The sequence below is a fragment of the Photobacterium jeanii genome, assembly GCF_001650345.1.
GTDB classification, from domain to species: domain Bacteria; phylum Pseudomonadota; class Gammaproteobacteria; order Enterobacterales; family Vibrionaceae; genus Photobacterium; species Photobacterium jeanii.
Map to the genome: position 1 here is coordinate 283,564 of NZ_LVHF01000033.1, position 14,638 is coordinate 298,201.

Below are 14,638 nucleotides of genomic sequence, written 5' to 3' on the forward strand. Positions count from 1 at the left end.
TGTTCGCTCATAGTGTGGGATGCTGAGTGATTACATCAGTATCGCTAATCTAAGATAATATGTGGAATATAGCGCGACATGTCTTGCGTGACGAGCGAGCTATCTTCACGGATCGAAATCCCCGCCGCTTCCTCATTAACTAACCAACTACCAATGAGCGTATAGTTATCACCAAATTTTGGCAGTGGATGGAAGGCTTGGTAAATCACGCCTTCATCACCGTAAGGGCCATCAACGCGTAAGGTTTGCTTACCGTTTTGGACAATGGTGATATTGGCACCTTCACGTGCAAAAAGCGGTTTAACGACGTAGTCTTTTAAGCTCGATAATTCACGATCGTCGGCGAAAAAGGCTGGAAGTAGGTTAGGGTGACCACGAAACTCATGCCATAGCATAGGCAATAAGGCTTTGTTGCTAAGGACAGACTTCCACATAGGTTCAAGCCAGTTAACTTTCGCACCTGCTAAGTATTGTGCGTACTCTTCGCGGAACATGTCTTCCCATGGGTAGAGCTTGAACATCCAGCGGATAGGGTTGTCTTTGAGATCGGTAAATTCATGATTTCCGTTAATACCTATGTCTTCAACGTGGACGAACGCTGTCGTTAACCCAGCTTCTTTGGCGCAATCTTCAATGTATTGAACTGTGCCACGATCTTCGACGGTATCTTTACAGCAGGCAAAATGAATAGTTTGCCCCGGTTGTAAGCTAGAGAGTTCTTTGAAGCGATTGATCAGCAGCTCTTGTAGCAAGTTACATTGGTCAGCGTCACGGCGAAGTTGACCGTTATCAACCAAATCTTCCAACCATAACCACTGCCAAAAGCCTGTTTCGTACAACGAGGTTGGGGTGTCGGCATTGTTTTCATACAGCTTGGCAAAGCCTGAGCCGTCATAAGCAAAATCTAGGCGTGAATACAGGGATGGTTCACGGCGTTGCCACGACTCCAAGACGTTTTGCCACATGGTTTCGGGAATTTGGAATCGTTGTAGCCAGTATTCGTCTTTCACCACTTTATCGACGATAGACAAACACATTTGATGAATTTCTTCGGTCGGGGCTTCAAGATCGTCTTCGATTTGTTTGAGAGTAAACTGGTAGTAGGCGGTTTCATCCCAGTACGGGTCGTCGTACATTGAGTGAAAACCAAAACCGTATTCTTTTGCTAGTGCCCGCCAGTGTGGGCGCTCAGTTGCGTTGATCCGAAGCATGGGAAAGCCTTATCTAAATGGCTCCGATTTAGGTCAACGTAAAGGCCGTAGCACAATGTATTGCGGCACTGATGATGACGTCGAAGCTGTGTTATCACCTTGATAAGCAAATGAATATGCACTTTCGGCAACCATAGCGCAAGTAAAGCGTTTGAAGTTTACTGTTTATTTAGCAGTATCATTTTGCTTTATGTCTTCTTGGCACTGGAGCAGGCCCAGTGAGCCTGCTTTTTGGTAAAAATAGACTGGCTAGAGCTAAGTTATGCTTTTGCGACTGCATAGGCTGCAATGAATTGATTAACGGCGCATTCAATGGCGATGGTTTGCTGCTCTTTTGAGGCTAACGGTTGGTGCATCAAAATTTGAGGCCAAAAGACAACAGCTTTTAGGCTGGCAAAGAATTGCTCAGCGGCGATTTGCGGGTAGGGTACTACAAGTTTGTTAGCGTCAATGGCACTGCTAATCCATTGTTCTAAGCCATAGCCACCTTCTAACTGCTGTAATCGCGCAATCATCAGCTCTGCGACTTCTTGTGAGCGAACACATTCAGTCATCACCATGCGCGATAGCGCGAGAAACTCGTGCTGAGACAGCAGTGCCACTTCCTTTTCTGCAATCGCAACAAGCTGTTCTTTTATATCGGTGTTAGGGCAAAAGCTAAGTGCTTTCATACCCTTACAGCTCATAAGTAAGCGATCGACTATCACACCAAACAAGCTGTCTTTGGTCGGATAATATTTATAGAGCGTACGCTTAGACACTTCTGCCTTTTTGGCAATGGCCTCCATGCTGGCTTGGTCTAGCCCTTTTTCAGTGAAAATTTCTATTGCTGCCAGAACAATATTTTCCTGTTTTATTTCAGCTACTTTCGCCATAACCCATGATCCCGATGAATTAAAAGGTAAACGGTGGTGTTTACTTTTATCTGAATTTAACTATTATCTAAAAGTATACACCAGCGTTTACTTTTGAGGCTAGCTGCAATATGAACACAGTCGTAAAAACATCTTTGGTTTCTGTTTTGGGCGTTCTGGGCTTAACAGGCTTGGTCGGTAATCCAGTCAGTGGCGCACAGGTACAAAGCGAAGACGTGCGTCAGCAGCGAATTGCCGAGTCACCACAGTTTAAAGATGGCAAGGTGATTTCTAATCTCGTGCAAGTTGAAAGTAATGAGAGTATGGCAAAAGTAATGTGGCGCTTTTTTACTGAGCGTAGTCAGCTAAAACCGGCTCAGTCACTGCCTTATGTGGCGGTTGATCGCCAAGCACTGGCAGAAGCGAGTGATGCATTGCGTGTGACTTGGTTAGGTCATTCATCGCTATTTATCGAGGTTGATCAAACGCGTATTTTGATTGATCCCGTGTTTGGTTATGCCGCTCCTGCTGCATTTTCGCGTTTATTTGAACGTAATGTCGATGCTCCGATTGCGCGTGAAGATCTGCCTTTGCCGGATGTGATCTTGATTTCGCATGATCACTACGATCACTTAGAAGAATCGACTGCTCGTTACTTTGCCGATCAAGGCGTACGCTTTATTGTGCCGCTTGGGGTTGGTCGTCATTTAGAAGGTTGGGGTGTCGATCCTGAGCAGATCGAAGAATTGGATTGGTGGGAGCACCGTCAGATCAATAGTGTGACGCTAACAGCGGCACCAGCAAATCATAACTCAGGTCGTGGTTTGTTCGATAGCAATAAGACATTATGGGCTTCATGGGCGATTCAAGCTGACGCGGGCAGCGTGTTCTTCAGTGGTGATAGCGCTTATGGTGAGCATTTCAAAGAAATTGGTGAGCGTTTAGGTCCATTTGACTTGTCTTTCATCGAAGTGGCAGCCAATGTCAAACAGGGCGAAGGCTATCCAGTGGAAGGTTGGGGGCACATGCAAGCCGCTCATACCATGCAAGCGCATTTAGATGTACGAGCTGAAAAGCTGTTCCCAGTTCATTGGTCGACTTACGAGTTGTTTTTACACCGTTGGGATGAGCCTGTGAATGATTTGATTGATGAAGCAAACCAATGGGGAGCACAGCTAGTTACCCCTATGGTGGGGCAAACCTTAGATTTTTCGCAAGCTGTGACAACGAATTACTGGTGGCAAGAACTCCAAACCAGTGAAGTGGAAGATAACCACTTGCTTGATGAGTATGCAGAAAACCAATCGTAGCAGCTAGCGTTTGGCAATAAACATTTAAAGAGAGCACAATTACGTGCTCTCTTTTTTTTAGCGGCGTTACAACATCTGGCGACTGATTTTAGTGGTGCTAACGTGGCTGATTAAATTTACTCAAGATATCCGTTAGCTGCTGGATAATGGCGTGTTCTACCTCTGATAACACTTTGCTTTTTGGCCAGATGATGTCGTATTGCCTGTCATGGTGAGTGGCTGAAAAATCGGGGGAGAAAGTGGTGATCCCCTCAGGGAGCGGTTGGCTGTGATCGACAGGCAGAAAAGCCCAGCCCACATTAGCCTGTAATGCAGTGAGCAAAGCATCGTACCCTTCACAGAACCAACGTTGAGAAGACATTGCAGCGGATTGGAGTTGTTGGCTGTCGAGAATGGATGCGGCAATGATTTGAGTGGCGGTTGCCAGATCATCGTTGCTAATTCGTCGCTGACGGCTGAATGCATGTCGCTGCCCGCATGCGAACACGAACGGGATGTGTCCTACCGCTTTGAATTCATAAAAGCTCGAGTTCCCTTCAAGAGTCGGGGTTAATGCTAAATCGATCTCATTGTTCTTGATTAACTCAAAAATGGTATGGCTTGCTTTGCGCAGCAGTTTGAACTGCACGATAGGGTGTCGTTGGTGGATTGTTTGTAACCAAGGTTTAAAGGCTGGTAGTGGTAAATCTTCATCAATAGCGACAGTGAGAGCCACAGGTGAACCTTGTGAGATCAAGTTTGCATTGTTGGCAAATCGTTCTGCACTTTCTACTGCGAGTTTAGCGCTATCGTATAAAGCCAGTCCGGCATCTGTAATTTGTGGATACTTTCCTTTTCTGTCGAACAAGCAAACATTTAATTCATCTTCTAATTTGGCGATATTGCTGCTGATTGTGCTTTGTTGGCGTTGTAACTGACGGGCAGCAGCACTAAATGAGCCTGTATCTGCGGCGGCGATGAAACTTTTAAGTAAATCGGAGCTAAGCATATTGTTACTTGTGAAAGGGACTTAGGTTTTAAGTATAGATAGTATCGATGGAAAGCAGTTTAATCTATTTCAAAATTATTGGGATTATGTCGTCAAGCCAAGGCAAACACCTTGATAGATACGAGCTTAAACCCGAGGAAATGATGATGAACAAGAAGCTTTCAATCACTCTAGCTGCTGTAATTTCTGCGATGATTTCTGGAACTGCAATGGCATCACCGTCAGCTATTGGTGGCAATTTTGATACTCAAGATTTCTATAAGCCGTTTACAACGCAAGATATAACACCTGAAAACATGCAGCGCTGGCCTTATTACAAGCATGTTAGTGCAAACTGGGATGACTATGTACAAACGTCATCAGCCTCTTTTACCGCAGCAACAAATCCAGCAAAGCTGTACACACAAGAGAATGGTTTTGACTTAAATGGTGAATTTGCAAATGGTAAGAGCTACTTACAGTCGCTAGTTGATACGCAAACGAAAGCTTTTGTGGTGCTAAAAGACAACAAGGTACTGGCTGAGTTTTATGATAATGGATTTAATGTTGACCAAACTAACTTGTTGCAATCGGCATCGAAGTCGTTTGCGGGGGTGATTATTCATCAGTTAGTTGACCAAGGTAAGCTAGATCTCAATACCCTTGTTGCTAACATTTTGCCGGACTTTGCGGGAACAGTAATTGGTAAAGCGACGGTACAACAAGTGCTAGATATGACCAGCGGTGCTGCGACACTATTAGATTTTCACACCAAAGGAAAACCGGGTTACGAGTGGGAAGTGGAAATTGGCTTGAAGCAAGGTAAAGGTATAGGCCATCGCGAATCGATCAAGGCAGCACGAAAAGCAGCAGAAGCGGGTACTGCGTGGAACTACACTGATAAAAATACCGATGCCTTGGCATTAATAGCAGAACAAGTGTCGGGTCAGTCATTCCAACAATTAATGCAAAACTTGGTTAATGAATACGGTGGTAATAGTGCGGGCTCAATTGCATTAGCAAGCGATGGAAAAGCTTCACCAAGCTACGGCATTAGTTTAACGGTACGAGATTATGCTTTGTTTCATCAGTGGATTGCACAAGGTAATGCTCCAAAGAGTTACTATGCTTCGGTAACTGATGCCAATAAAAAGCTTATTCAAGACAATGAAGTTGCAGCGACTTTGTTTGATGGTGTGACCTATGGTTCGCAAACCTATTATGTTGCAAAAGATAACCTGTTGTACTCAAGCGGGTCATTCGGTCAAATTGGTTTTAGCGATTTAGAATCTGGCATTTCTGTCGTGACTTTCCAAGATTGGGCTGTTAATGCCGAACCTGAAAAATTCTTGGAGTCACGCGAGCGTATGACTTCAATTATCAAAATGTTACGCAAATAAGCAAAATAGCACATCATGATAAGGCGGAGCCAAAGGGCTCCGTTTTTGTGTTTCATCGCGATAAGAATGGTATAAAATGGCGCATATCTATCGATAAGGTTTAGAACAATGCAACAAGATCAATTTGTAGACTTGGTAAAACAGTTAAGCCAATTAGAAGGCTTACCACAGGCGCTAGAAGCGCTAAAACAAGTTGAAGACCAAGAAGTCGCAGAAGCAGCTCAATCGCTAACAGGTCAATTTAGCTTGGCTGAGATTGAAGGTGAACAACGTATTTACCACGTGTTCACGGAAAAGAACGAAGAAGGTGAAGACCAAGAATTCGTTGAATATGTGATGAACCAAGGTGATGACGTACTGGTGTTTGTGTCTTGGTTCTTCTACGCCATGTTTGAAATTAAGCAAAAAGAGACTTACCAAGCTGCGGGTCGTACTTACCAGCAGCCTAAACGTCGCTAATATCGACTTTATTTTATTTAGGTTCTTAGCGCGTAATGCCTCCGAATTTCGGGGGCATTTTTATGGTTTGAATATTAAAGTCGAAGGCGTTAAGTCTTTGGACTGTGAGCAATATTTGATCTCGCTGTACTTTTCACACTTTCGCGGGTGCGAACTTCCTCTTTCCTCATTAGTATGATTGTGTTTGCTAAGTTGCCCGCAAGGAGAAAAGGATGTCGAGTCACACACAACGTCAGCAGTTGCAACTGTTCTACCGTGAATCGGATCGGGTACGCCTGCTTGAGGTTGATCAACTACCTGCCATGACGAGCCAAGAAATGGCGGAGTTTCACCTATGGCTGGAAAATAAACGTGATTTTACCCCTGCTGATACGCAATGCCGTCATTGGTTAAAAACGTGCTCGGCTGGCCATGTTACTGAGCTCGTCTTCCATTCTGATGGCACAGTGGATGAATTCACTTTGTTTCGTCGCCAACATGCTCAAGGGGTGTGGCGATTAGAGGATGGGGTGATCCATATTGCACTGACAGCCAACGACCATGATTACCGATACAGTGTGATTGCTAATCGCCAAGTTAATATTCATTCGGCGATTGAATATAAGAACAATCAATTGCATGCTTATTTGAAATTAGCGCAAGTTAAATAGCGATAACAAGTGACGTTGTCACTTCTGGTTTTAGTTGGTAGCGGAAAAATAAGGAATTCGATGTTTTCAGTTCGAGTGGATGAAGAATTAGAGTTGGTTTTGGTGCACCCTGCGCTAGCAATGAAGTATGTGACTGTGGTTGAAGCGAATCGTGATTACTTATCGCAATGGATGCCGTGGGCGCCACATGTTAAAACGGAAGATGATTTTAAAGCCTTTGTGAAAAACTCCTTAACAGATTATGCCAACGGCAAGAGCATGGTTTGTGCTATTGAATATCAAGGCGTGCTGGTAGGGAATATTGCTTTCAACCAAATGCGTCACGATGTAAAGATGACTGAAATTGGTTATTGGCTTGATCAAAGCTATCAAGGTCAAGGCATCATGACCCGTTGTTGCCAGAAAATGATCGATATTGCGTTCAATCACTTCAAGTTTGAAAAAGTGCAGATTTCGGCGGCAAAAGATAACTACTCGAGCCGAGGTGTGTGTGAACGTTTAGGCATGACTTTAGAAGGGATCATTACCAATAAAGAACGTGTCGGTGAGCGTATTTTGGACCACGCGGTTTATGGGCTGCATAAAGTCGAATAAAACCTGACTATTATTTGCATCTTTGTGGTAAAAGCTGAGATTAAAGCGGGCTATCGACTTGTGATAGCCCGTCTTTCTATATAGCATTGCGTTAATGATCATCGAGATGGTGTAACAGCCAGAGGGATAAAAAATGACAAAAGCAAAGATCGGTATCGTGACAGTGAGTGACCGCGCAAGTGCGGGCGTGTACGAAGATATCTCAGGCCAAGCGATTATCGATACGCTAAACGATTACCTAACTTCAGAGTGGGAACCTGTTTACCAAGTGATCCCTGATGAACAAGACGTAATTGAAGCCACTTTGATCAAAATGGCTGACGAAGACAACTGTAGTCTTATCGTCACCACAGGTGGTACAGGTCCTGCGAAGCGTGATGTTACGCCAGAAGCGACAGAAGCGGTATGTGATCGCATGATGCCTGGTTTTGGTGAGCTAATGCGTGCGGAATCTCTGAAGTTTGTACCAACAGCAATCCTATCACGCCAGACAGCAGGTCTGCGTGGTGATAGCTTAATTGTGAACCTTCCGGGTAAGCCTAAATCTATTCGTGAATGTTTAGATGCGGTATTCCCTGCGATTCCTTACTGCATCGACTTAATGGAAGGTCCATTCCTTGAGTGCGATGAGTCTGTGATCAAACCATTCCGTCCTAAGCAAAAATAAGCTTAACTTGTTTGCCCATCATATTTTGATGGCGTAATAAAACGAGTCATGATGTGAATGTAAAAGCGTGCCTTTAGGTGCGCTTTTTGTCTTTATGACGCCAATAAAAAGAAATAAAGACCCATGAATAATTAGGCTGTGAGTTAATATTGTTGGGGAAATTTAGTCGCAATTAAATGTCATGTCTGTTGTGATTTTTAGATAAAAAATACCGTTCTATTATCTTGTAGAAAAAGAAAAGTTGATCTTGCTCTAAATTATTAAAAAACAAAGTTTTTTAAACTTGGCAAATTTGAAATTTACCGATCACCTTCATTGAGAAATTAGTCATTTTTACGCTATAACAATCGAGGAATTTATCAATTATACCGAGTGCCCTAACTCGGTATCGCATTCAAGGATTTCCTCATGGATTTCAAGAAAAGCTGGGGCTTTATTTCTCTTCTTATCGGTATGGCTTCATTGTTATGGGGCGGTATCTCTCTCGGTGACATGCTAGGCCAACATCAAGTTGTGGCTGATATGGGCGGTTTGTTAGCTGCTGGTGGTCACGAGTTCTTCGATGCAAGTAGTGCAGAGCAAATTGCCGCACAAGCCAAACAAAAAAATACTGTCATATTTATCACAGGCGCTTGCCTCTCTTTCATTGGTTTTATATTGATGAGAGGGCAATGGCGAAATTTATAGTTGGTCTGACATAGCTCGATAGAGATTAGCTTCCAACTCACAATGATAGATTTGTGGGTCTGGTAGACAATAGACAGTTTTTACTACGCGACTTAGCTGGATGATTCATCAACCTATTAGGCTTATTTGTGCCGTATACGTTGACATAGGCAGAGCGTAGTGGGGGGCTTTTGTCTTAAGAAAGTAGGGTAATTCCCGTTTATCTTGGCGGTAGATAGCTTTTATTAGCTTGCTAGCGGGTTTGAATTTGTGTGTGAAAATACAATTCTGGCAGGCAAAAAAAAGCCCGCTCTAAAGCTGAGCGGGCAGGGAAATATAACTTAGGGAACAACATACTTGGTTAAAGCTTGAGCAGAAGTATATCTGTGTATAAAAAACACACAATGATCAACTTTGTAAAACTTGTATGTGCTTTTGTTAAATGACTTTATTGTTAAAAACTTAGGGTTGAAGAAAAATTCACCCCTAAAAGCCGAAAATAAACAACCTGTACACCTATGCCTTATAAAGGCTGCTTCTTGGCGGCTTACTCTTAAGAAAAGTCTTACTTATAAGACTGCTTAGCGCCCAAAAAATCTCTCCAGGCGTTGCCAAAGTGAGCTTGTTGCTTCTGATGGCTGTTTATTGTCTTTTGTTGTTTTTCCATGGTAATAACTGGCTAAAAATTGGCTACGTAATGCTTGTGCCTCATCGCTCGATGTAAGTAATTCCGCTACGCGTTGGGCTTGTTCATTGGCATAGCTAAAATCGATCCCACAGTAGCCTTGCACTAATAGCCACAGGTGAGTTTCAAGCGCTAATTGGTTGTGATCTTGCGAGATGAACTTACTTTTTTGCTCTTCACCTATAGTCTCGCTAAACACTTGTTGCATGCGCTGTATGGCTTCAGCATTTTGGCTATAAGCTAGTTCTGTTTGTTGCTGTGCCTTAGTCAATAGCCCGAGCAGTAAGTCCGTTTGGTGTTTATCACGCTTTTGTTCACAGACTCGCTCAAAAAAAGTATGTTGATTCTCAATAAAGTCAGTGAGTTGTTTTTGCTGGGTTTCTGATAATGCCAGTCGTGGTAACCCAACTTGTTCTAAGGCTTGCTGAAGTAAGGATGAAGATGAGTTTGACATAAAATTGGTGATCGGTTCGCGTCAGTCATAGGTATAAACGTGATACTAACACAAGCTGGCTTGGCATTTATTGAGTAAAAACTCCAACTTAGGGAATGAAGCTGCTAGAGTTAATCGCAACAAGAGAAAGTCAAAGGACAAGACGATGACAACATTCTATGATTTTTCAGCGGATAGTATTCGTGGTGAAGCGATCGATATGTCTGCTTTCGCAGATAAAGTGGTAATGGTCGTCAATACGGCGAGTGAATGTGGCTTTACGCCACAATACCAAGGCTTACAAGACCTGTATGCTAAATACCAAGACCAAGGATTGGTGATTTTAGGCTTTCCTTGTAACCAGTTTGGCGGGCAAGAGCCAGGCGAAAACGATTCTATAGAGCAAGCATGCCAAATTAATTATGGGGTTGAATTCCCAATGTTTGCCAAAGTGGATGTTAATGGTGCTGAGAGCCATCCGCTGTTTCAATTTTTGACTCAGAAACTGCCGGGTACGTTTGGTCGTAAGATCAAATGGAACTTCACTAAGTTTTTGATTGGTCGTGATGGTGAGCCAATTAAACGTTACGCTCCAACGAAAAGCCCTGCTTCAATGGAAGCGGACATTGTGCGCGCCTTAGCGAAATAGTCGTTCACCTTTGGTCGACAGATAAGCGTTTACTTGGCTGATCTGGCCTAAAATGTCAGCTTTGCTGGCAAGGTGTTGTTGCTCGGTTAAAGTGATTAATTCAGAAACTGCCCGATAGCGATGGCTATTGGGCTTTTTATTATTTCGGTAGGTATTTAAAAAGCTCTGCTGTACCGCTGAATCGTTAAAGTCGCCCAGCTTATCTTGCAAGACTTTGAGATGCTTGAGGTGCGTTTTCACCGTCGCTTGATGTAATAAGGGGGCGAAGTATTCCAAACTATACCTAAGCTTTTTACAATCAATCCTAAGTTGGTGAATAACGGCATCTTCGCTTTTGTTATCAATACTTAAAATCCGTTGGCAGACTTGAGTTTGGCTTTTATTTAATACCTGTTTCGCAATAGGTAAGCAAAGGGGCTTTTCTTTGTTTTTCTCCGCCTTTTGTTGCCAAGGTTGGTTAAGCATAGGCAATAACTCATCCCATTGAGCTTGGTAATCCTCACTTTTTAACCAACGCTTCAGATCTTTAAAGCTAGCTTTACGTACATCCTGAATATCATCAAAAAATCGCGCTAAGCCTTGATGGTGTGGATGGTCTAAATAATCAAAGTAGTCATCCATTTTCATGAGATACACATCTAAATCGCGCAGAGCATTAGTGCGTTGCATGAACTGCTTGAGCTGTTCGGTGATGGCTTGTTGCTCTTTGTTTGGGCAAAAAGGTTTGAGCAACTTGAGCAAGGCGCGAACACGGCGAAGTGCGACTCGGTATTGATGAAGAAATTCCGTGTCATCATCACGAATGATGCCTTTTTCATGTTGACGGGCATAACTGATTTCGTTTTGCAGATATTGCTGGAGCAGAGGTAAGAATGTGGCATCGGCGACCAGTTTAACTTTACGTGATTTGCGTTTCGGTAAATTAAGCGTATCTCGTCGCGTTACATTCATGCGGCCACCTCCATGTATAAATCTATACCAAGTGGGCGTCGATTGCTGATGCGATTGTAAATAAACACGAGTGAAAAAGGCGTTTTAATCCATTATCGGTCAGCGCGAAATAGTGATGGCAATGAGTGTTTACAACTTTGGTTTACAGCGTTGAAGAGGCTATTGAGGGTGAAACTTCTCAATGTGTAATGACTATTGCTAAGCCTATTAATAACACCAACCGAAAGGATGTGATGATATGAATGCGCTGGCAAACCCATTGGGGACAGATGGATTTGAATTTGTTGAATACACGGCACCGACCGCTGACGGCGTCGCAAAGTTAAAGCAGCTTTTTGGCCTAATGGGCTTTGCGGAAATCGCTCAACATAAACACAAACAAGTGTGGTTGTTCCGCCAAGGTGACATCAATTTTATTGTTAACGGTGAAGGGGAGCCTGCTCAGCATACCCAAGCTGCAGGCTTTGCGGGCGTTCACGGCGCGAGTGTGAATGCGATGGCTTTTCGGGTGCAAGATTCAATGACAGCGCTGGCTTATGCGGTCGACAAAGGCGCGACAGCTTGTGCAGCCCAAGCAGGCCCTATGGAGCTAAATATTCCAGCCATTTACGGAATTGGTGAGTCGTTAATTTACTTGGTGGATCGCTATGGTGAGCAAGATATTTATAGCGTTGACTTTGATTTCTATCCAGATTATCAGCAGCGTCTAGCACAGGCAGACGCTGGGCTTGAGGTGATTGATCACCTTACTCATAACGTGAAACAAGGGAATATGGATTTATGGGCGAGCTTTTATGAAAAGATCGCTAATTTCCGCGAGATCCGCCATTTCGATATCAAAGGGCAGTTCACTGGTTTGTTATCTCGCGCAATGACTGCGCCATGCGGCAAGATCCGCATTCCGATCAATGAATCAAGTGACGACAAATCTCAAATTGCGGAGTATTTGGATCAGTACAATGGCGAAGGGATCCAGCATATTGCCTTGAGCACCCAAGATATTTACGCCACTGTTGCCAAACTTAAAGCGGGTGGGTTGGGTTTTATGGATACCCCTGACACGTATTATGAGCAGATCAACGCCCGTGTTAAAGGTCATGAAGAAGACATTGCTAAGTTGCAGCAACTTAAAATTTTAATCGACGGTGATGATAGTGGGATCTTGTTGCAGATCTTTACTGATACCGTGATTGGCCCAGTGTTCTTTGAAATTATTCAGCGTAAAGGTAATCAAGGTTTTGGTGAAGGGAATTTCCAAGCTCTATTTGAATCGATCGAGCTTGATCAGATCCGTCGCGGGGTACTCAAGTCGCCATCTGAGTAAAGTCTCTGTGAAAAGTTAATGTATCTCTATTGCCCTATTTTCACCACTGCGAGGGCGGTGGTGATTGCTAAGGGAAGGGGGAGCAAGTGAGCGGCAAGAATGTGAGTTATTCAAGTGCTGACTATTAGAGTAAATCTTCGATCGGCAATATTCCTGAAAACCAAGCCCCAAAGCGGCGTAAGTAGCTGACATCTGGTTCGCTAGTTAATGTTTGCTGTTTATGATCATCAATCCAAACTACATCACCGTTGGAATCTAATGCTAAACGGTAGGTGTTCTTTTTTAAGTTTGGTTCAAGCGCTTGATAAACCTTGGCGGCAAACACTGGTGAGTCAATAACCACGCCCATTTCCGTGTTGTACTGTGCCGAGCGCGGATCGAAATTAAACGACCCCACGAACAGTTGCTCGCGATCCATAATGTAAGTTTTGGCATGCAAACTGGTACGTGAACTCCCTAGCCATGAATGCTGTTTATTAACCTGAGGGTCAACCTTGGTTTCGTACAACTTAACGCCAGCAGCCAATAAGGTTTGGCGACGTTTGGCATACCAACCATGAACGGCAAATACGTCGTTAGAGGCGAGTGAGTTGGTGATAATGGTGATCTTTTTACCGTCACGTGCTGCTTGGGCTAATGCTTCTGCCCCTTCCTCTGTTGGTACAAAATACGGTGAGATCAGTAGCAGCTCATGCTGAGTGTGTTCCAGTAAGGTTGAGATTTGGTGGAGAAGTGGGTTTTCTGTACTTGGCGCTGAGAGTTTAGAAGGTAGATCGTAATGCAGCTCGGCTTCACCCCAGAAAAAAGGGAGCGCCTGTGTTTTGAGCTGTTCGATAATAGGTAGTTTTGATAACGCGTAAAAGTATGGGGAATCGGCAATATGCTCGTATTGCTCGTTATACCATTGTTTGATTTCTTGCTGCGGTATCTGTTTTCCTTTTCCTACTAAGTGCTCAATGGGAGTGGAAAACTCACTGTTCCAGTACACATCAAATTGGTTAGCTATTGGCGGGACAACATCGCCGACGAGCAGTAAATCAAAATCACCAAACTCTACCGAACCGTTAGCTGAGAAGTACTCATCCCCGATATTTCGCCCTCCCGTGATGGCAAAAATACCATCGGCTAATAGCGCCTTGTTGTGCATTCGTCGGTGCAGTTGGTCGAAGTCGTTGAGAAAGCCAACAGCCCTGACTGTGCGGTGTGAAAAAGGATTAAAGAGCCGTACTTCAATATTAGGGTGAGCGGAAATACTTACCATGTCTTCATCATTACGATTTTGCATATCATCAAGCAAAATTCGAACGCGTACCCCGCGTTCTGCCGCCTGATACAGATACATGGAAATGATGGTGCTGGTGATGTCGTCACGATAGATGTAGTACTGAACATCTAGCGATTGCTCGGCGGCTTGAATGACGGCTAAGCGGGCAATAAAGGCATCTTTGCCATCGGCAAGGGGGTGAAACCCTGTTAGTTCAGGGAAAGGTTCAACAATAGGCTGGGTGTATTGAGCAAGTTTGGTCTTGCTGTCGCTGGGGAGCGCGTAGCTCGCAGATTTGGGTAACTCAGGTAAGGTGGTGCTACAACCAGATAAAAGCAGCAAGAAGCCTGAGGCGAAAGCACGAAAAGGTAATCTGTTCATTAACCTATGATTGTTGAGCCTGAAAAACGTAAGTGTAGCACTCGCTGTACTTTTATCATTAATAGAATCTGGCAGCGTAGTTGATAACTTGTTACGTAAGTTGAGTGATTTCCTGTTTCATTTCTCTAGGCATTAAAAAAGCCTGCAATTGCAGGCTTAATTTCAATAATGAA

Annotated in this window: 15 protein-coding genes; 9 read left to right on the forward strand and 6 right to left on the reverse strand. The window is 43.8% G+C overall.

The annotated features are described in order from the left end of the window. Positions 1-44 precede the first annotated feature (44 nt). Complete coding sequence (locus A3K86_RS18790) at positions 45-1,211, reverse strand: glutathionylspermidine synthase family protein (protein ID WP_068334994.1); 1,167 nt, start codon at positions 1,209-1,211, stop codon at positions 45-47. A 260-nt stretch (positions 1,212-1,471) separates the two neighbouring features. Then, positions 1,472-2,086: a TetR/AcrR family transcriptional regulator gene (locus A3K86_RS18795; protein WP_068334997.1), complete on the reverse strand. Its 615-nt coding sequence runs from the start codon at positions 2,084-2,086 to the stop codon at positions 1,472-1,474. A gap of 110 nt (positions 2,087-2,196) precedes the next feature. Here A3K86_RS18795 and A3K86_RS18800 point away from each other — a divergent pair, with 110 nt between their 5' ends. After that, positions 2,197-3,375, forward strand: coding sequence for an MBL fold metallo-hydrolase (locus tag A3K86_RS18800; protein ID WP_068335001.1), 1,179 nt, complete (start codon positions 2,197-2,199; stop codon positions 3,373-3,375). A gap of 97 nt (positions 3,376-3,472) precedes the next feature. Here the strand turns inward: A3K86_RS18800 and A3K86_RS18805 are convergent, their stop codons facing one another. Further along, positions 3,473-4,363, reverse strand: coding sequence for a LysR family transcriptional regulator (locus tag A3K86_RS18805; RefSeq protein ID WP_068335005.1), 891 nt, complete (start codon positions 4,361-4,363; stop codon positions 3,473-3,475). A 146-nt stretch (positions 4,364-4,509) separates the two neighbouring features. On the opposite strand from A3K86_RS18805, the gene A3K86_RS18810 reads away from it, so the two are divergent. From A3K86_RS18810 to A3K86_RS18835, 6 genes are all read left to right on the forward strand, one after another. Further along, positions 4,510-5,742 carry a serine hydrolase domain-containing protein gene (locus tag A3K86_RS18810; protein WP_232322030.1) on the forward strand — a complete coding sequence of 411 codons (1,233 nt, stop codon included), beginning with the start codon at positions 4,510-4,512 and terminating at the stop codon, positions 5,740-5,742. A gap of 108 nt (positions 5,743-5,850) precedes the next feature. After that, positions 5,851-6,201, forward strand: coding sequence for a hypothetical protein (locus tag A3K86_RS18815; RefSeq protein ID WP_068335008.1), 351 nt, complete (start codon positions 5,851-5,853; stop codon positions 6,199-6,201). A 212-nt stretch (positions 6,202-6,413) separates the two neighbouring features. Continuing rightward, complete coding sequence (locus A3K86_RS18820; RefSeq protein ID WP_068335011.1) at positions 6,414-6,851, forward strand: hypothetical protein; 438 nt, start codon at positions 6,414-6,416, stop codon at positions 6,849-6,851. Positions 6,852-6,911: 60 nt separating this feature from the next. After that, complete coding sequence (locus A3K86_RS18825) at positions 6,912-7,445, forward strand: GNAT family N-acetyltransferase (RefSeq protein WP_068335014.1); 534 nt, start codon at positions 6,912-6,914, stop codon at positions 7,443-7,445. A gap of 133 nt (positions 7,446-7,578) precedes the next feature. Continuing rightward, positions 7,579-8,112: a molybdopterin adenylyltransferase gene (mog, locus tag A3K86_RS18830; RefSeq protein WP_068335016.1), complete on the forward strand. Its 534-nt coding sequence runs from the start codon at positions 7,579-7,581 to the stop codon at positions 8,110-8,112. A 408-nt stretch (positions 8,113-8,520) separates the two neighbouring features. Beyond that, the gene (locus A3K86_RS18835) at positions 8,521-8,799 is read left to right on the forward strand and encodes a hypothetical protein (protein WP_068335018.1); all 279 of its coding nucleotides are present in this window, start codon (positions 8,521-8,523) and stop codon (positions 8,797-8,799) included. 560 nt (positions 8,800-9,359) lie between these two features. On the opposite strand, the gene A3K86_RS18840 is transcribed toward A3K86_RS18835, so the two are convergent. Continuing rightward, entirely contained in the window at positions 9,360-9,917 is a 558-nt protein-coding gene (locus tag A3K86_RS18840) for a hypothetical protein (RefSeq protein WP_068335021.1), read from the reverse strand. Positions 9,918-10,062: 145 nt separating this feature from the next. Here A3K86_RS18840 and A3K86_RS18845 point away from each other — a divergent pair, with 145 nt between their 5' ends. Beyond that, positions 10,063-10,545 carry a glutathione peroxidase gene (locus A3K86_RS18845; protein WP_068335023.1) on the forward strand — a complete coding sequence of 161 codons (483 nt, stop codon included), beginning with the start codon at positions 10,063-10,065 and terminating at the stop codon, positions 10,543-10,545. Here the strand turns inward: A3K86_RS18845 and A3K86_RS18850 are convergent. Beyond that, entirely contained in the window at positions 10,534-11,496 is a 963-nt protein-coding gene (locus tag A3K86_RS18850; protein WP_068335026.1) for a CHAD domain-containing protein, read from the reverse strand. The two genes, A3K86_RS18845 and A3K86_RS18850, sit on opposite strands and share 12 nt — an antisense overlap. A gap of 238 nt (positions 11,497-11,734) precedes the next feature. Between A3K86_RS18850 and hppD the strand changes: the two genes are divergently transcribed. Beyond that, positions 11,735-12,820 (forward strand): 4-hydroxyphenylpyruvate dioxygenase, encoded by a 1,086-nt coding sequence (gene hppD / locus A3K86_RS18855; protein ID WP_068335029.1) that lies wholly within the window; start codon positions 11,735-11,737, stop codon positions 12,818-12,820. A 124-nt stretch (positions 12,821-12,944) separates the two neighbouring features. Here the strand turns inward: hppD and A3K86_RS18860 are convergent, their stop codons facing one another. Beyond that, entirely contained in the window at positions 12,945-14,465 is a 1,521-nt protein-coding gene (locus A3K86_RS18860; protein ID WP_068335031.1) for a phospholipase D family protein, read from the reverse strand. Positions 14,466-14,638 lie beyond the last annotated feature (173 nt).